Source organism: Actinomadura fibrosa, from assembly GCF_900659615.1.
GTDB lineage: Bacteria > Actinomycetota > Actinomycetes > Streptosporangiales > Streptosporangiaceae > Spirillospora > Spirillospora fibrosa.
Map to the genome: position 1 here is coordinate 1 of NZ_CAACUY010000192.1, position 17,555 is coordinate 17,555.

The 17,555-nt window shown below is 74.6% G+C and carries 15 protein-coding genes; 10 read left to right on the forward strand and 5 right to left on the reverse strand.

What is annotated here, in order from left to right; all coding sequences use genetic code 11:
* The first annotated feature begins 245 nt into the window (after positions 1–245).
* The 5 genes from E1300_RS37390 (at position 246) to E1300_RS37410 (ending at position 4,900) form a co-directional block, all read left to right on the forward strand.
* Positions 246–980, forward strand: a complete 735-nt coding sequence (locus tag E1300_RS37390; protein ID WP_131761854.1) for a spermine/spermidine synthase domain-containing protein — start codon at positions 246–248, stop codon at positions 978–980.
* A gap of 202 nt (positions 981–1,182) precedes the next feature.
* Positions 1,183–1,779, forward strand: a complete 597-nt coding sequence (locus E1300_RS37395; protein ID WP_131761855.1) for a biotin transporter BioY — start codon at positions 1,183–1,185, stop codon at positions 1,777–1,779.
* Between the two features lie 281 nt (positions 1,780–2,060).
* Entirely contained in the window at positions 2,061–3,296 is a 1,236-nt protein-coding gene (locus E1300_RS37400; RefSeq protein WP_131761856.1) for an isochorismate synthase, read from the forward strand.
* A gap of 33 nt (positions 3,297–3,329) precedes the next feature.
* Positions 3,330–4,325 carry a helix-turn-helix transcriptional regulator gene (locus E1300_RS37405; RefSeq protein ID WP_131761857.1) on the forward strand — a complete coding sequence of 332 codons (996 nt, stop codon included), beginning with the start codon at positions 3,330–3,332 and terminating at the stop codon, positions 4,323–4,325.
* 191 nt (positions 4,326–4,516) lie between these two features.
* Positions 4,517–4,900, forward strand: coding sequence for a hypothetical protein (locus E1300_RS37410; RefSeq protein ID WP_131761858.1), 384 nt, complete (start codon positions 4,517–4,519; stop codon positions 4,898–4,900).
* A gap of 63 nt (positions 4,901–4,963) precedes the next feature.
* On the opposite strand, the gene E1300_RS37415 is transcribed toward E1300_RS37410, so the two are convergent.
* Entirely contained in the window at positions 4,964–6,028 is a 1,065-nt protein-coding gene (locus E1300_RS37415) for a hypothetical protein (RefSeq protein ID WP_131761859.1), read from the reverse strand.
* Positions 6,029–6,183: 155 nt separating this feature from the next.
* Here E1300_RS37415 and E1300_RS37420 point away from each other — a divergent pair, with 155 nt between their 5' ends.
* Positions 6,184–6,741 (forward strand): cation:proton antiporter regulatory subunit, encoded by a 558-nt coding sequence (locus tag E1300_RS37420; RefSeq protein WP_442316428.1) that lies wholly within the window; start codon positions 6,184–6,186, stop codon positions 6,739–6,741.
* A gap of 4 nt (positions 6,742–6,745) precedes the next feature.
* Entirely contained in the window at positions 6,746–8,095 is a 1,350-nt protein-coding gene (locus tag E1300_RS37425; RefSeq protein WP_131761860.1) for a cation:proton antiporter, read from the forward strand.
* 91 nt (positions 8,096–8,186) lie between these two features.
* Here E1300_RS37425 and E1300_RS37430 read toward each other — a convergent pair whose 3' ends face one another.
* Positions 8,187–9,002 (reverse strand): Fpg/Nei family DNA glycosylase, encoded by an 816-nt coding sequence (locus E1300_RS37430; RefSeq protein ID WP_131761861.1) that lies wholly within the window; start codon positions 9,000–9,002, stop codon positions 8,187–8,189.
* Positions 9,003–9,061: 59 nt separating this feature from the next.
* Complete coding sequence (locus tag E1300_RS37435; protein WP_131761862.1) at positions 9,062–10,135, reverse strand: fatty acid desaturase family protein; 1,074 nt, start codon at positions 10,133–10,135, stop codon at positions 9,062–9,064.
* Between the two features lie 272 nt (positions 10,136–10,407).
* Here E1300_RS37435 and E1300_RS37440 point away from each other — a divergent pair, with 272 nt between their 5' ends.
* Entirely contained in the window at positions 10,408–11,208 is an 801-nt protein-coding gene (locus E1300_RS37440; RefSeq protein WP_131761863.1) for a tyrosine-protein phosphatase, read from the forward strand.
* A 339-nt stretch (positions 11,209–11,547) separates the two neighbouring features.
* Here the strand turns inward: E1300_RS37440 and menD are convergent, their stop codons facing one another.
* Complete coding sequence (gene menD / locus E1300_RS37445) at positions 11,548–13,218, reverse strand: 2-succinyl-5-enolpyruvyl-6-hydroxy-3-cyclohexene-1-carboxylic-acid synthase (RefSeq protein ID WP_131761864.1); 1,671 nt, start codon at positions 13,216–13,218, stop codon at positions 11,548–11,550.
* Positions 13,215–14,165, reverse strand: coding sequence for an o-succinylbenzoate synthase (locus E1300_RS37450; RefSeq protein WP_278045416.1), 951 nt, complete (start codon positions 14,163–14,165; stop codon positions 13,215–13,217). Before E1300_RS37450 ends, menD begins: the two co-directional genes overlap by 4 nt.
* Positions 14,166–14,608: 443 nt before the next feature.
* Between E1300_RS37450 and E1300_RS37455 the strand changes: the two genes are divergently transcribed.
* Both E1300_RS37455 and E1300_RS37460 read left to right on the forward strand, forming a co-directional pair.
* The gene (locus tag E1300_RS37455; protein ID WP_131761866.1) at positions 14,609–16,408 is read left to right on the forward strand and encodes a thiamine pyrophosphate-requiring protein; all 1,800 of its coding nucleotides are present in this window, start codon (positions 14,609–14,611) and stop codon (positions 16,406–16,408) included.
* A gap of 146 nt (positions 16,409–16,554) precedes the next feature.
* Positions 16,555–17,555, forward strand: a 1,001-nt coding sequence (locus tag E1300_RS37460) for an SDR family oxidoreductase (protein ID WP_131761867.1), incomplete at its 3' end; no start/stop codon positions are given.

Consider the following 17,555-nt stretch of genomic DNA (forward strand, 5'->3'; position numbering starts at 1 on the left):
CTCGTCGCGGTCGGCGCAGGCGACGCGGGCGCCCTCGCGGGCGGCGGTGACGGCGATGGCGCGGCCGTTGCCGACGGGCGCGCCGGGGTCGTCGCTGGGCCGCGTGCCGGCTCCGACGACCAGGACGCGGCGTCCGGGCAGCAGCGGGCCGGGGGTGTGGGGCTCGGGCATGCCCGGCACGGTAGCCGACGGCCGCCCTGCCGCCCAGACCCCACCGCCCGTCCGCTGCCGTTAAGGTCGGGCGGATGGGAACGGGACCGGGGGTGACCGGGGAGCCGGTGGTGGTGGAGCGCGCCCGCGGGGTGGGCGGCGAGCTGGTGCTGCGCCGGGCGGGCGCCGACTACGAGATCATCAGTAACGGGGTGTTCCTGATGGACACCCGCAACGGCGAGTCCGAGCGGCTGCTGATCCGCGCCGCGCTGGAGGCCGCGCTGGAGGGCGCGGCGAGTCCGGTGCGGCTGCTGATCGGCGGTCTCGGCGTCGGGTTCTCGCTGGCGGAGGCGCTGCGGTCGCCGGAGGTGGCGCACGTCACGGTCGTGGAGCGCGAACCGGCCGTGGTGGGCTGGCACGGGTCGGTGCTGCGGCCCTGGTCCGAGGGCGGCCTGGACGATCCGCGCGTCGCCGTGGAGTGCGCCGACCTGCTGGACCACATCGCCGCCGCGGAAGCGGGGGCGTTCGACGCGCTGTGCCTGGACATCGACAACGGGCCCGACTGGACGGTGACGCCAGGCAACGCCCGCCTATACGGGCCGTCCGGGCTGGACGCGCTGGCGCGGCTGCTGGCGGCGGGCGGGGTGCTGGCGGTGTGGAGCGCGGGCGCGGCCCCGGCGTTCGAGGCGCTGCTGCGCGGGAGGTTCGCGGACGTGCGGGCGCTGGCGGTGCCCGTCCCGCGCGGCGAACCCGATGTGGTGTACCTGGCGCGCACTCCCTTTCCCGGCCCCGATCCCGGCTCCGGTTCCCGTGGCGGACCGAGGGTCTGACGGCGCGCTGAGGGTCTGACGGGCGCGCCCAGGACGACTTCGTCCGCGGCTTCAGGGCCGCCTCGTCCCTCGTTCAAGCGTGAGACAGGCCAGGTCAGAAAGCGAACAAAGTGGTGGGGGTGGTTTCTGTCGACCGCGCCGTCCTTTCCGGAAGGCCGATTCGCTAGGTTTCGGCTGACAACACGTTTTCGGGAGGATTTCAGTGGTCACTGCTCACGCGGCCCAGCGGCGTCCCGCCGTCCTGGGCGATCTGCTGCCCGGTTCGCTCGCCCGTGACGCCGCCCTGGTGGCGGGCGCGGCCGCCTTCGTCGGCGTCGCCGCGCAGATCGCGGTCCCGCTGCCGGGGACGCCGGTGCCGGTGTCGGCGCAGCCGTTCGCGGTGCTGCTGGCGGGGGCCGCGCTCGGCTGGGCCCGCGGGGGCCTCGGCATGCTGGTCTACCTGCTCGCGGGGATGGCGGGGGTGCCGTGGTTCGCGGACGGCGGGTCCGGGACGGGCATGCCCACGCTCGGGTACACGATCGGTTTCGTGGCGGCGGCGGCCGTGGTGGGGCGGCTCGCCGAGCGGGGCGGTGACCGGACGCCGGCGCGGACGGTCGGCACGATGCTGGCCGGGACGGCGATCATGTACGCGGCGGGCGTCCCCTACCTGATGGCGTCGCTGCACGTGGGGCTGGACCGGGCGCTCCACCTCGGCGTGACGCCGTTCCTGGCGGGCGACGCGCTGAAGGTGCTGCTGGCCGCGGGCCTGCTTCCGGCGGCGTGGCGGCTGACGGGCGCGTCCCGCGGCCGCTCCGCCTGACCGGTCCCGCGGGCGGGTCCGCCGACCGATTTCCGGGTGGATCGCCTGGTCGTGCCCCTGCCGGCCGGTGCGCCGTCCGGCGGGGGCATGAGGGGCGGCGGAAGCGGGCATGCAGGCCCGGGCGCCGGCCGGAGCCGGACCGGGGCGAACGCCGGCGGACGCGGGTGGACGGGCGCGGGTGGACGGGGACGGACGGGGGCGGCGGGGTGTGGTGCACGCCTCAGCGGACGCGGACGCCCCGCCTGTTTGAACGGGTTCAATTCTCCCGTACAGTGGCTTGCGTGAAGCTCGCCGCGACCGCACCGGACCGCCTGTCCGTCCGCACCGTCGAGGTCCCCGATCCGGGTGACCTCATCTCGAGGCTTCCGCACCCGTCCGCGCTGGCGTGGGTCCGGCACGGCGAGGGCATCGTCGGCTGGGGCGAGGCGGCGCGGGTGACGCTGCCCGGCGGCGAGGACCGGTTCGCGGAGGCGGCGCGCCTGCTCGGCGAGCTGTTCGGCGCCGCCGGCGTCGACGACCCGGTGGGGGTGCCGGGGTCGGGGCCGGTGGCGTTCGGCGGGTTCGGGTTCGACCCGAAGTCGCCGGAGTCGGTGCTGATCGTGCCGCGGCAGGTGCTGGGGCGCCGCGGCGGGCGGGCCTGGCTCACCACGATAGGCGAGGATCCGGACCCGCTGGCGCTGGTGCGCCCGCCGGTGCCGCCGTCGGCGCTGTCGTGGAGCGGCGGCGCCCTGACGCCGCAGGCGTGGCGGGGCGCGGTCGCCGCCGCCGTGGAGCGGATCCGGGAGGGGCGCCTCGGCAAGGTCGTCCTGGCGCGGGACCTGCACGTCCGGGCGGCCGAGCCGATCGACGCGCGGGTGCTGCTGCGGCGCCTCGCCGACCGGTTCCCCGGCTGCTACGCCTTCTCCTGCGCGGGGCTGGTCGGCGCGACCCCCGAGCTGCTGATCCGCCGCACCGGCGGCGACGTCGAGTCGCTGGTCCTGGCGGGCACGACCGAGCGCGGCACCGACGCCCGCGACGACGCCGAGCGCGCGGCGCGGCTGTTCGGCTCCGCCAAGGACCGCCAGGAGCACGGGTACGCCGCCCGGATGGTCCGCGACGCGCTGGCTCCGCTGTGCTCGCGGCTGGACGTCCCGGACGTCCCGGAGCTGCTGACGCTGCCGAACCTGATCCATCTGGCGTCGCCGGTGCGGGGCCGCCTCGACCGCGACCGGTCCGTGCTGGACGTGGTCGCCGCGCTGCACCCGACGCCCGCGGTGTGCGGGACGCCGACCGACACCGCGATGGACCTGATCCGCGAGCTGGAGGGCATGGACCGCGGCCGCTACGCCGGGCCGGTCGGCTGGGTCGACGCCCGCGGCGACGGCGAGTGGGGCATCGCGCTGCGCTGCGCGGAGATCGACGGGACGCGGGCGCGGCTGTTCGCCGGGTGCGGCATCGTCGCCGACTCCGACCCCGCGGCCGAGTTCGCCGAGGCGCAGGCCAAGTTCGGCGCGATGCGCCAGGCCCTGGAGGGCTGACCCGGTCCCGCTGGGGCCGGTCGGACCGGGCCGATGCGCGCGAGCCGGTTGCTGTCGCTGCTGCTCCTGCTCCAGACCCGGGGCGGGATGACCGCGCGCGAGCTCGCCGCGGAGCTGGAGGTGTCGGTCCGCACCGTGTACCGGGACGTCGAGTCGCTGAGCGCCGCGGGCGTCCCGGTCTACGCCGACCGCGGCCCCGACGGCGGGTACCGGCTCGTGGAGGGGTACCGGACGCGGCTGACGGGCCTGACCGCCGGGGAGGCGGAGTCGCTGTTCCTGTCGGGGATGCCCGGTCCGGCGTCCGAGCTCGGGCTCGGGAACGTGGTCGCGGCGGCGGAGCTGAAGCTGATGGCGGCGCTGCCGCCGGACCTGCGGTCGCGGGCGGCGCGGATCCGCGAGCGGTTCCACCTGGACGCCCCCGGCTGGTTCCGCGAACCCGACGACGTCCCGCACCTGCACGCGATCGCCGACGCGGTGTGGAACCAGCAGCGCGTCGAGGTCCTGTACCGCCGCTGGCAGCGCCCGCAGCAGGTCACGCGGGTCCTCGACCCGCTGGGGATGGTCCTGAAAGCGGGCTCCTGGTATCTGATCGCCCGGCCGTCCGAGGTGTCGGAGGAGGCGGCGGGCGGGGCGCCGCGCACGTACCGGGTGTCGCGGGTGCTGGAGCTGCGGCCGCGTCCCGAGCGGTTCGAGCGGCCCGCCGGGTTCGACCTGGCCGCGTTCTGGGACGACTACGCCGAACGGTTCGAGGCCGACTCCTACCGGGAGCAGGCCACCGTCCGGCTGTCCCCGGAGGGCCTGCGCCGCTCCCGTTTCCTCCTGCCGCCGGTGATGGCGCGCGCCGCCGCCACCGCCGGGCCTCCCGGCGAGGACGGCTGGACGCGGGTGACGATGCCGGTGGAGTCCCAGCGGCACGCGCACGTGGAGTTCCTCAAGTTCGGCGCGGACGTCGAGGTCCTGGATCCGCCGGAGCTGCGCGCGATGATGGCCGACACCGCCCGCGCCCTCGCCGCCCGCTACCTCCCCTGACGCGCGGCGAGGCCGCTTCGACGAGAGGCGCCGAGCGTGTCGTCCCGCCTCTTTTCCCTGGGCGGCGCCGAGGTGTCAGTAGTGCTCTGGGGCTAATGGGAGTTGGTCCCTTGCGCCCTAGAGGGGGTGCTGAGCGGCTTCCTAGGGTTGCGGACGCATGCTCTCGTCCATCAACCGACCAGGGGGGAAACATGAACCACAGGAAGATCGCGCCCGTCGTGCTCGGGACGGGCATCGCCCTGACCGCGCTCGCCGCTCCCGCCGTCGCCTCGGCCGACACCGCGCCGGCCGGGACGGTCACGGTCCAGGCGAAGCACAGCAAGTCCGCGAAGTGCACGACGCCCAAGGGCAAGAAGATCAACATTTCGTGGGGCGACGGCAACGTCTCCACCAAGGTGTACTACAACAACCACTGCAACCAGACGCGCGGCATCGAGTTGCAGTTCATCACCGACGGCGGCAAGTTCACGGTCGAGTGCCACAACGCCACCGCCAAGAAGAAGAGCAGCGCGAAGTACGGGCACAGCATGCCGAACAAGGTGTCGATCCTGAAGGGCAAGTGCCCGAAGAAGTGACCTGACACCGCGCGGACGGGGCCGCGCCGCCGTGGGCGGCGCGGCCTTCCGCCGTCCAGGGGCTCAGGCGGACGGGTGGCCGGGTTCGTTGAAGATCCGGGCGTAGAGGTCGTCGACGACCCGCGCCTGGCGCGGGCCCATCGTGCTGTAGCCCTCCAGGACCGGTGTGGAGTTCAGCTCGTACACCGCGTACCGCTCGGAGGGGCCCGGCGGCGCCGAGAGGTCCGCGCAGGCCAGGTCCACGCCGGCGAACCGCAGGCCGGCGTAGCGGGACGCGGCCGTCGCCAGGTCGGCCCAGGCGGGCGCGGTGGCGGCGGTGACGTCGCGCTGGTCCGAGCCCGTCGGCAGGTTCGAGATGTCGATGAGCCGGACGGTCTCGCCCGCCGCCGGGACGTCGGTGAACGCCCGTCCCTCCCGGCGCAGCCTCGCCTCCATCTGCTCCCCGTACACCTCCGCCCGGGGGCGCATGCCCGCCGCGCGCAGTTCCCCGTCGCGGGCTGCGAGCAGGTCGCGCAGCGAGCGCCGCCCGTCGCCGGTGACGGCCAGCGGGAACCGCAGCGTCGCGTACACCAGCGTCCCGTCCAGGACGACGAGGCGGTGGTCGGGGAGGTCGACGAACTCCTCGACCAGGAACGCGGTGATGCCGTCGCGCCCGTACCGGCCGACGGTGCGCTCGACGTCCTCCTCGGTGTCGCACCGCCACACGCCGATGCCGCGCTGCCCTTCGGCCGGTTTCAGCACGACCGGGAACCCGGGCCCGTCCCGGACGTAGGCGATCACCCGGGCGACCGCCGCGGCGGCGTCCAGGGCGGAGCCGCGCCGGGCGGCCGCGAACGGGTTCCCGCGTCCGGCGAGGCGGAACCCGGTCCCCTCGGGGCACCGCACCCCCGCGCGGCCCAGCAGCCACCTGGTGTCGATCTTGTTGAGGGCGGCGGCGTGCGCGGACGCCGCGTTGATCCCGGTGTCGCTGCCCCGAGTGACGCGGACCGACCCGTCCCGGTAGGTGATCGCGGCCATGTACCCGTGGCCCGGCTCCGCCTCCACCGAGCGGACCCGCGGCAGGCGCCCGGCGCGGAACAGCTCCAGCAGCGTGCGCGTGACGAAGTGGACGTCGGCGTCCCCCGGCATGGCCCCCCGATCACCCGGTCCCCTGGACGTGCGGCCCGCGCCGCACGTCGCGCCGGCCCGTCCGGGAACCCTATCGCCGCCCCTGTCCCCCGGCGGCCCGGCACTAAAGGGACGATCCACCACAAATGATCTGCGATCATGACAGTCCGTGTCCGGTGCGGCGGCACCCCCGCCTCCGGGCCGGTACCGACGGCATCACCTCGCACATCGAGCACGGAGGGCACACGATCGTGGACGTCGAGCGGACCGCGCTGCCCGGCATCGGCCTGCAGCACGTACTGACCACCGAACGCGGCCGCCAGATCGGCGTCATCTCCCACCGCAGCGGGCGCCGCGACATCGTCGTCTACGACCGCGAGGACCCCGACAGCTGCGCCGTCACCCTGCCGCTCACCGCCGAGGAGGCCAACGCGATCGCCGAGCTCCTCGGCACCGGCCGCGTCGTGGAGCGCCTCGCCGAGCTGCACCGCCAGGTCGAGGGCCTCGTCACCGAGCAGCTCCCGATCGCCCCCGGCTCCCCCTTCGCCGGGCGCACCCTCGGCGACACCCAGGCCCGCACCCGCACCGGCGCCTCCATCGTCGCGGTCGTCCGCGACCGGCAGGTCATCGCCAGCCCCCGCCCCGACTTCGTGTTCGCCGTCGGCGACATCGTCGTGGCCGTCGGCACCGGCGAGGGCACCGCCGCGGTCGCGCGGATCCTGAGCAGCGGCTGACCGCATGCACTCCACCCTCCAGCTCATCGAACTCGGCGCCATCATCCTCGCCCTCGGCCTGCTCGGCGCCACGGCCGTCCGCTTCTCGGTCTCCCCCATCCCGCTCTACCTGATCGCCGGGCTCGCCTTCGGCGCCGGCGGCGTCTACCCGCTCACCACCAGCGAGGACTTCGTCTCCACCGGCGCCGAGGTCGGCGTCATTTTGCTGCTGTTCACCCTCGGCCTGGAGTACACCGCCGACGAACTCGTCGGCACGCTCCGCACCTCCGCGCCCGTCGGCCTGGCCGACCTCGTCCTCAACGCCGCGCCGGGCGTCGCCGCCGCCCTCCTCCTCGGCTGGGGACCCGTCGCCGCGATCGCCATGGGCGGCATCACCTACGTCACCTCGTCCGGCATCACCGCCAAGGTCATCGGCGACCTCGGCTGGCTCGGCAACCGCGAGACCCCGGCGGTCCTGTCGGTCCTGGTGTTCGAGGACCTGGCCATGGCCGCCTACCTGCCCATCCTCACCACCCTCCTCGCGGGCGCCGGGCTGCTCGGCGGCGCCGTCGCGCTCGCCGTCGCGGCCGCGACCATCACCGTCATCCTGCTCATCGCCCTTCGCCACGGCGCCCTCGTCGAGCGGTTCGTCGCCAGCCCCAGCGAGGAGGTGCTCCTCCTCAAAGTCCTCGGCCTCACCCTCCTCGTCGCCGGCGTCGCCCAGCAGCTCCAGGTGTCCGCGGCCGTCGGCGCCTTCCTCGTCGGCATCGCCCTGTCCGGCAGCCTCGCGCACACCGCACAGAAGCTCCTCGCCCCGCTCCGCGACCTCTTCGCCGCCGTCTTCTTCGTCTTCTTCGGCCTCCGGACCGACCCCGCCGACCTCCCGCCCGTCCTCGCGGTGGCCGCGCTCCTCGCCGCCGCCGGGATCGCCACCAAGCTCGCGACCGGCTGGCTCGCCGCGCGCCGCGCCGGCATCGCCCCCACCGGCCGCCTCCGCGCCGGCGCCGCGCTCGTCCCCCGCGGCGAGTTCAACATCGTCATCGCCGGCCTCGCCGTCGACGCCGGCACCAACGCGCGCCTCGGCCCGCTCGCCGCCGCCTACGTCCTCATCCTCGCCGTCACCGGCCCCCTGCTCGCCCGAGGCACCGAACCGCTCGCCCGGACCCTGCGCACGCGCCGCGCCGCCCGCCAAGCGGCCCGCACCCCCGTCTCGGACGTGTCCAAGACGGGAACTCCCTCGGACCACCCGTCAGGCGCCGGGATCACGGCACCCGCAGGCGGTCGGCCGTCCACCATTGGGGACGCGACGCCCGCGGACCCCGGCGCGCAGGCACCCGGCAGCACCGGTCACCCCGGCACCCGCCCCCGCAGCTGACCCCGACGACCGGCAAAGCACCGGCGGATCAAAGGGCGGGCAGGCGAGGTGGCCCAACCCCGGGGTCAGGCGAGGCAGGTCAGGCGGCGGGTCAGACGGCGGGAGGCTGGCAGGTGGGGCACCAGAACAGGTTCCGTCCCGCGACCTCCACGGTCCGCACCTCGGTCCCGCACACCAGGCACGGCTGCCCGGCGCGCCGGTACACGTACACCTCGCCGCCGTGGTCGTCGACGCGCGGCGGACGGCCCATGGCCTCCGGCGTGTGCTCGGGCCGCACCGTGTCGATGCGGCCGACCCGCACGCCCTCGGCCATCAGCAGCACCAGGTCGTCCCAGATCGCCCGCCACTGCTCCGGGGCCAGGCGGAGCCCGGGCAGCCGCGGGTCGATCCCCTGCCGGTACAGGACCTCCGCGCGGTAGATGTTCCCGGGCCCGGCGACGACCGACTGGTCCATCAGCAGCACCGCGATCGGCGTCCGCGTCCGCGAGATCCGCCGCCACGCCACGTCCGGATCGCCGTCCGCGCGCAGCGGGTCGGGGCCCAGCCGGTCCCGCAGCCGCTTCACCTCCCCGGGCTCCAGCAGCTCGCACGCGTTCGGGCCGCGCAGGTCGGCGTACCCGTCCGGGCCCTCCAGGCGCAGCCGCACCAGGCCCACCGGCTCCGGCGCCGGGACCGGCCCGAACTGGTACTTGCCGTAGATCCCGAGATGGACGTGCAGGACCCGCTCGTCCTCGAATCCCAGAAGCAGGTGCTTGCCGTGCGCGTCGGCGTGCTCCAGCACCCGCCCGTCCAGGACGCGCGCCCCCTCGGCGAAACGGCCCTGCGGGCTTGCGGCGGCAACGGAACGGCCGCCGAACACCCGCTGGTGCTCGGCGGCCAGGCGATGGATCGTGTGACCTTCAGGCATGACCCCGCCAGCATAGGCCGATCACGCCCCGCCCCGGACCCGCTCGGCCCTGGACCCGGTCAGTCCCGCGGCGGCGCCCCCACCTCGTCCATGTGCCGCAGCGCCAGACGGTACGACTCCACCAGGCCCGTCTCCGTGTACGGCAGCCCCAGCGCCGCGCAGTGGCGCCGCACCAGCGGCCGCACCCGGCGCAGGTTGCACCGCGGCGCGTTCGGGAACAGGTGGTGCTCCACCTGGTAGTTCAGTCCGCCCATGAACCAGTCGGTCACCGCGCCGCCCCGCACGTTCCGCGACGTCAGGACCTGGCGGCGCAGGTGCCCCCACCGCTCCCCCGGCTCCGGCATCGCCATGCCCTTGTGGTTCGGCGCGAACACGCTCCCCAGGTGGACGCCGAACACCGCGTGCTGCACCAGCAGCAGCGCCACCGCCTTGCCCGGCGACAGCAGCGCGAACGCCAGCGCCAGGACGCCCACCGCGTGCAGCGCCAGCAGGCCGCCCTCCACGAGCCGGTCACGGCGCGGCCGCCCCCGCAGGTACAGCGCGCTGTTGACCTTCAGGTTCAGGCCCTCCAGCGTCAGCAGCGGGAAGAACAGCCACGCCTGGTGCCGCGCCACCCACCGCAGCGGGCCGCGCTTCCCTGCTGCCTGCTCGCGCGTCCACGACAGCACGCCCTCCCCCACGTCGGGGTCCTTGCCGACGTGGTTGGGGTTCGCGTGGTGGCGGTTGTGCTTGTCATTCCACCATCCGTGCCCCATGCCGAGCATCAGATTCCCCAGCACGAGCCCCAGCAGCCGGTTCGCCCGCGCCGAGCGGGCGATCTGCCGGTGCCCGGCGTCGTGCCCGAGGAACGCCGTCCGCGCCGCCAGCACCGCCAGCGGGACGCCCAGCAGCACCGCCCACCACGAGGCGCCCAGCACGCCGACCGCGGCCCACACCGCCGCCGTCCCGGCGAGGTTGAGCCCGATGGCCCGCGCGTAGTAGCCGGTCCGCCGCTCCAGCAGCCCGCTCGCCCGCACCTCCCGCGCCAGCGGCGTGAACTCGCTCCCGGCCTCCCCGCCGGACGGCCGAGGACCGGCGGGACCGGGAGGACCGGCGTCGGGCGAGGCGGGCGGCACGTCGAGGATCGCGGGCATGCGGGCTCCAACCGTGAGCGGGCGAGGTGGCCGAGCGGCCACTCCGAAGCTATGGAGCCGGCCATCGGACGGTCGCCACGCTGCGGGGCCAACCCCCGTCTGGCTCGCAGGTCCCGGTCGCCGCGGTTCCGGGTCCCTCCACCGGGCGACCGCGCTCTGGACGGCCTCACCCGCCGATCGGACCCGCCTCCCTTTCGCAACCTTCACCAACAAGGACAGACAGGGACCCTGAGGAAAAGAACGTTCATGTCCGCCATATAGGCTCACAAGTCATGAGCGAACGCACTCGGTGGATCGACCTGGCCGGCGCGGCCAACGTCCGCGACCTCGGCGGCCTTCCCACGGCCGACGGCCGCACGACACGATGGGGACGGGTGCTGCGCTCGGACAACCTGCAAGACCTCACGGTCGCCGACACCCGCCTCCTCCTCGACGAGTACGGGCTCAAGAACGTCATCGACCTGCGCAGCGACGCCGAGGTCCGCCTTGAGGGGCCCGGGCCCCTGACCCGTGTCCCCTCCGTGACCGTCCACCGGCTCTCCCTGTTCGCCGAGGGCGGCCGCCACACCGACGTCACCGCCGACGTCACCGCCGACGTCGACAAGGCCCTCCCCTGGCAGGGCCAGTCCGCCGACGGCCCCGAGCAGGACCGTTCCATCGGTCACTACCTGGGATATCTCGACGACCGGGCCGACTCGATCGTGGCCGCGCTGCGGGTGATGGCCCGCACCGACGGGTCCGCCCTGGTCCACTGCGCCGCCGGCAAGGACCGGACCGGCGTCGTGTGCGCGCTCGCCCTGGAGGTCGCCGACGTCACCCGCGAGGCCATCGTCGCCGACTACGCCCAGAGCGGCGACCGGCTGGAGGCCATCCTGCGCCGCCTGCGCGCCAGCGACACCTACGCCGCCGACCTCGACTCCCGTCCGGCCGACACCCACCGTCCCCAGCCCGCGACCATGGAGAAGTTCCTCGCGCGGGTGGACGAGCAGTTCGGCGGTCCGCTGGCGTGGCTCGCCGGCAACGGCTGGACCGACGAGGACACCGCCGCCCTCCGCGACCGCCTCCTCAGCTGACCTCGCGGGTCTCGTCCGCCCCACCGGGTCGCTGGCCTCACTGACGTCCACCCGCTCAGCCGACCCCATCCCCCGCGCTGTCCGGGCCAACTCGCGCCGACCAGTCCCTGGCCGGTCGCATCGCGCGTGGTCGGACGATCCTGGCCTGCCTGCGGACACCCCCACTCGCGGCCGAACACGGGGTGAGTCGCATACTCCGGCTGATCACGTCGGCTCGGGCTCGGTATGCCGCTCTCGCAGTTCGCTCCGTCACGGTATGTGGTGACTGCATCACGCCCGGCGCCTTTACGCAGTAATTTGGTAACTACAACTCTTGTCCGGCTATGGGCGTTTTGACCGTCAGTGGGTGAGGAGGGCGCGGACGGCGGCGTGGGCGGCCTTGCGCATCTCGGCGTGCAGGACGGCGTTCTGGTCGCGGTCGGTGCGGGCCTCGATGATGCGGAGGCCCTCCCCCGCGATGGCCTTGGGCAGGTCGGCGGCGGCGTCCAGGCGGCGGTACGGGATGCCGTTGGCGGCCGCGACGGACTCCAGGTCGACCTGGTGGGGGGTGCCGAAGACGCGCTCGAAGGGGCCGTGCAGGGCCGCCTGCGGGAGCAGCGAGAAGATACCGCCGCCGCGGTTGTTGACCACGATGATCGCGAGGTCGGGGCGGCGGTCGTGCGGGCCGAGGATCAGGCCGTTCTGGTCGTGCAGGAAGGCGAGGTCGCCGAGCAGGGCGTAGGAGCGGCCGCTGTGCACCAGGGCCGCGCCGATCGCGGCGGAGACCAGGCCGTCGATGCCGCTGGCGCCGCGGTTGGCCATGATCCGGATGCCGCGGCGGGGGCGCATGACCTGGTCCAGGTCGCGGATGGGCATGCTCGCCGCCGAGAACAGCAGCGATCCGCCGGGCAGGGCGGCGACGAGGTCGCGGGCCAGGCGGGGTTCGGTGACGTCGGGGACGGCGTCGAGGACCTGGTCCACGGCGGCCGCGGCGGCGAGGTCGGCGGCGCGCCAGGACTTCAGCCAGCCGTCGTCGCCGGAGACGACGGGGATCTCGACCTCGGGCGCGACCTGTGTGGCCGAGCGGACGGGGTCGGGCCAGTGCGCGAGGTCGGGGGCGAGGACGATGTGCTCCTCGGCACGGCGGAGCAGGGACAGCAGGGGGCGGGAGAGTCCCGGTTTGCCGAGGGTGACGACGACGTCGGGACGGTGCCGCTCCACGAACTCGGGCACGCCCAGCAGGAAGTGGTGGGAGGACAGCGCGTGGTCGCCGTAGCGGGCGTTGCCGTTGGGTTCGGCGAGGACGGGCCAGCCGGCCATGGACGCGGCGGCGACGTAGCGTTTGACGTTGGCGGCGCCGTCGCCGACGACGAGCACGCCGCGGCGGGTCGGGGGGACGTGCAGGACCGAGCCGGGGGTGGCGGCGCGGACCTTGGTCCAGGCGCCGGTGGCGTCGCCGTCGAGGGGTTCGCACCAGCCGTCGTCGCCGTCGGGGATGAGCGGTTCGCGGAACGCGGCGTTGAGGTGGACGGGGCCGGGGACGGGCGCCTGCGCCAGGCCCCAGGCGCGGCTGATCAGCGACCGCCAGTAGGCGACCATGCCGGGGCGGTTCTCCGGGACGCCGATCTCGGTGCTCCACCGGGCGGCGGTCCCGTACAGCTTGACCTGGTCGATGGTCTGGTTGGCGCCGGTGCCGCGCAGTTCGGGCGGCCGGTCGGCGGTGAGGACGATGAGCGGGACGCCGGACTCGTGGGCCTCGATGACGGCGGGGTGGAAGTTGGCGGCGGCGGTGCCGGAGGTGCAGACCAGCGCGACGGGGCGGCCGGAGCGCTTGGCCATGCCGAGGCCGAGGAAGGAGGCGGAGCGCTCGTCGATGCGGACGTGCAGCCGGACGCGTCCGGCCTGGTCGGCGGCGTGCAGGGCGAGGGCGAGCGGCGCGGAGCGGGAGCCGGGGGCGAGGACGGCGTCGGTCATGCCGCAGCGCAGGAGCTCGTCGACCAGGACGGTCGCGAGGGCGGTCGCCGGGTTCACCGGGCCACCTCGATGACCGCGGGGCCGTCCAGGTGCTCCTGGGCGAGCGCGGCGCGGCGCCGCCAGCCGTCGGGGGCGATCTCGTGGCGGCGCAGCGCGGCCTCGTCCGGGACGGGGCGGCGGACGTGGATCTCGCCGGCGACGGGCCGGAGCGGGTCGTGGACGACGTCGCCGTCGAGCAGGGACAGGGTCGCGAGGCCGCAGGCGTAGGGCAGGTCGGGCAGCGCGGCGGCGAGCGCGACGCCGGCGGCGAGGCCGACGGAGGTCTCCACGGCGCTGGACACGACGACCGGCAGGCCGCAGGCCTCGGCGACCCGCAGCGCGTTCCGCACGCCGCCGAGGGGCTGCACTTTGAGGACCGCGATGTCGGCGGCGCCGGCCGCGCGGACCTTCAGGGGGTCCTCGGCGCGGCGGATCGACTCGTCGGCCGCGATGGGGACGTCCACGCGGCGGCGGACGAGGCCGAGCTCGTCCAGGGTGGCGCAGGGCTGCTCGACGTACTCCAGTTCCCAGCGGTCCAGGGCCCGGATCATGCGGGCGGCGCGGTCGACGTCCCAGCCGCCGTTGACGTCGACGCGGACGCGGCCGCCGGGGCCGATGGCGTCGCGGACGGCCTCGACGCGGGCCATGTCGTCGGCGTCGCTCTGGCCGCGCTCGGCGACCTTGACCTTGGCGGTGCGGCAGCCGGACTCGCGGACCATGGCGTGGGCGCGGTCGGGGGCGACGGCGGGAATGGTGACGTTGACGGGGACGCGGTCGCGGAGCGGGGCGGGCCAGCCGTCGTAGGCGGCCTCGCGGGCCGCGGCGAGCCAGCGGGCGGACTCGGCCGGGCCGTACTCGGCGAACGGCGAGAACTCCCCCCAGCCGGCGGGGCCCTGGACGAGGGCGCCCTCCCGCCGGGTGAGACCGCGGAACCGCGTCCGCATCGGGATGGAGTAGACCCGCACCCGCTGACCCCCTGACCTGCCTGCCGACCCGACCACCGTTCGCCGCGGGCGCCGCGGTCGCGCGGACCGCTCAGCACGAACCACGGCAATCCGGATGGCACCGGGCGTTGAACCCCTTAGTAGTACCCCAGAGAACGTACCGGATGGGGATACCCGGTGCCGTACCGGCCCGTTGTCGCAGGTGGCCGTAGGTGCGCCGTGTCGCACCGCGGGCCCGGCCCGGAGGGGCGTGAGGTCACTGGACGAGGCGGGTGGAGGTCTCCAGGAGCAGGGCATGCGCAGGGGATGCGGGGTGCAGCGTGCTCACCCCGGTCGACCGTCCGGTCCGACCATGGTTCTCCCCCGGACCGGCGGTAGGGCGGGACGGCGGCGGGTAGACGAGGCGGGTGACCGGCCTCGGCGAAGAGGGTCGCCGCCGCCACCGACCGGATGGGAGACCGGATATGACCACCGTCGCCGACTACCTGCTGGCGCGTCTGCGGGAATGGGATGTCGAGAAGGTGTTCGGCTATCCCGGGGACGGCATCAACGGCCTGCTGGCCGCGTGGGGCCGGGCGGGCGACGAGCCGAGGTTCGTCCAGTCCCGGCACGAGGAGATGAGCGCGTTCCAGGCCGTCGGGTACGCCAAGTTCACCGGGCGGGTCGGAGTGTGCGCGGCGACGTCGGGACCGGGCGGGATCCACCTGCTGAACGGGCTGTACGACGCCAAGCTGGACCACGTGCCGGTGGTGGCGATCGTGGGGCAGACCAACCGCAGCGCGATGGGCGGCTCCTACCAGCAGGAGATCGACATGCTGTCGCTGTTCAAGGACGTGGCCGGCGCGTACGTGCAGATGGTCACGGTCCCCGAGCAGCTGCCGAACGTGCTGGACCGGGCGATCCGGGTGGCGCTGGCCGAGCGGGCGCCGACCGCGGTGATCATCCCGGCGGACGTGCAGGAGCTGGAGTACTCGGCTCCGGGCCACGCGTTCAAGATGGTGCCGTCCAGCCTGGGCGTGGAGTGGCCGGCGGTCTCCCCCGACGACGGGGCCGTCCGCCGCGCCGCGGAGATCCTGAACGCGGGGAGCAAGGTCGCGATCCTGGCGGGCGCCGGGGCGCGCGGGGCGGCCGCGGAGCTGCGGCAGGTGGCCGACCTGCTGGGCGCGGGGGTGGCGAAGGCGCTGCTGGGCAAGGACGTGCTGTCGGACGAGCTGCCGTACGTGACGGGGGCGATCGGGCTGCTGGGCACGCGTCCCAGCTACGAGATGATGAACGACTGCGACACGCTGCTCACGGTCGGGTCGAGCTTCCCCTACACGCAGTTCATGCCGGGACTGGACCAGGCGCGGGCGGTGCAGATCGACATCGATCCCAAGCAGATCGGGATGCGCTACCCCTACGAGGTGAACCTGGTCGGCGACGCCGCCGCGACGCTGCGGGCGCTGGTCCCGCTGCTGGAGCGCAAGGCCGACCGCGGCTGGCGCGAGACGATCGAGGCCAATGTCGGGCGGTGGTGGGAGACCGTGGCCATGGAGGCCATGGTGGACGCCGATCCGGTGAACCCGATGCGGCTGTTCCACGAGCTGTCCGAGCGGCTGCCGCACGACGCGATCATCGCCGCCGACTCGGGGTCGGCGGCGAACTGGTACGCCCGCAACCTGCGGTTCCGCGGGGACGTGCGGGGGTCGCTCTCGGGCACGCTGGCGACGATGGGCCCGGGCGTGCCGTACGGGATCGGCGCCAAGTTCGGGCATCCGGACCGTCCGGTGATCGTGTTCGAGGGCGACGGCGCGATGCAGATGAACGGCCTGGCGGAGCTGCTGACCGTGAAGCACTACTGGCGGGAGTGGGCCGATCCGCGGCTGGTGGTGGCGGTGCTGCACAACAACGACCTGAACCAGGTCACGTGGGAGATGCGGGCGATGCAGGGCGCGCCGAAGTTCCCGCAGTCGCAGACGCTGCCCGACTGCGACTACGCCGCGTTCGCCGCGAGCGCGGGCCTGCACGCCATCGTGGTGGACAAGCCCGACCAGATCGGCCCGGCGTGGGAGGCGGCGCTGTCGGCGGACCGGCCGACGCTGCTGGACGTCCACGTCGACCCGAACGTCCCGCCGGTCCCGCCGCACGCCACCTTCGAGCAGATGAAGGACACCGCCCGGTCGCTGCTGAAGGGCGACGAGGACCGCTGGGGGGTCATCAAGGAAGGCGTGAAGACCAAGGTCCAGGAGTTCCTGCCGCACCACGGCGAGAAGGCCCCCGAGTGACGGACCCGGCCGTCCGGTGAGGGCGCCGCCTATCGGTTGGAGGCGGGTGCGGGCCCCGGACGCGGGTCGTTACGGTCCGCCGTGAGCGGGCAGGGGGCAACGGGCAGGGGCAAAAGGTGCGGCACGGTCGAGCGGAAGGGATCGGGATGGGCCACAGGATCGGCAAGGACAGCGTCGTCGTGGTGACGGGGGCCAGCGGCGGGGTGGGCCGCGCCACCGCCGTGGCGTTCGCGCGGCGCGGTGCCGCGGTCGCGCTGCTCGCCCGGGGCGAGGAGGGCCTGGAGGGCGCGGCCGCCGAGGTCGAGTCGGCCGGCGGCCGGGCCCTGCCGATCAGCGTGGACGTCGCCGACGACGCCATGGTGGAGCGCGCCGCGCAGAAGGCCGAGGACGAGCTCGGCCCCATCGACGCGTGGGTGAACGTCGCGTTCTCCTCGGTGTTCGCGCCGTTCTGGGAGATCGGGCCGGAGGAGTTCAGGCGGACCACCGAGGTCACCTACCTCGGCTACGTCAACGGCACGAGGGCGGCGCTGAAGCGGATGATGCCCCGCGACCGGGGCGTGGTCGTCCAGTGCGGGTCGGCGCTGGCCTACCGCGGGATCCCGCTGCAGAGCGGATACTGCGGCGCCAAGCACGCGATCCAGGGGTTCCACGACTCGCTGCGGCCCGAGCTGCTGCACGCGGGCAGCAGGGTGCGGGTGACGATGGTGCAGCTCCCTGCGGTCAACACCCCGCAGTTCGACTGGGTCCTGACCCGGCTGCCGCACAAGGCGCAGCCGGTCCCGCCGATCTACCAGCCCGAGGTCGCCGCGTCCGCCCTGGTGTACGCCGCCGAGCATCCCCGCCGCCGCGAGTACTGGGTGGGGGCGAGCACCGCCGGGACCCTGATCGCCAACAAGTTCGCCGCCGGGCTCCTCGACCGCTACCTGGCGCGGACCGGGTTCTCCTCGCAGCAGACCGGGCAGCCGGCGCCCTCGGACCAGGACGCGAACCTGTGGTCGCCCGCCGACGGCCGGGGCGGACGCGACCACGGCAGCCACGGCCGGTTCGACGAGCAGGCGCACGCCGCCAGCCCGCAGATGCTGGCGGCCCGGCACAAGTACCTGCTGGCCGCCGCCGGGACCGGGGTCGCCGCCGGTGCCGCCGCCGG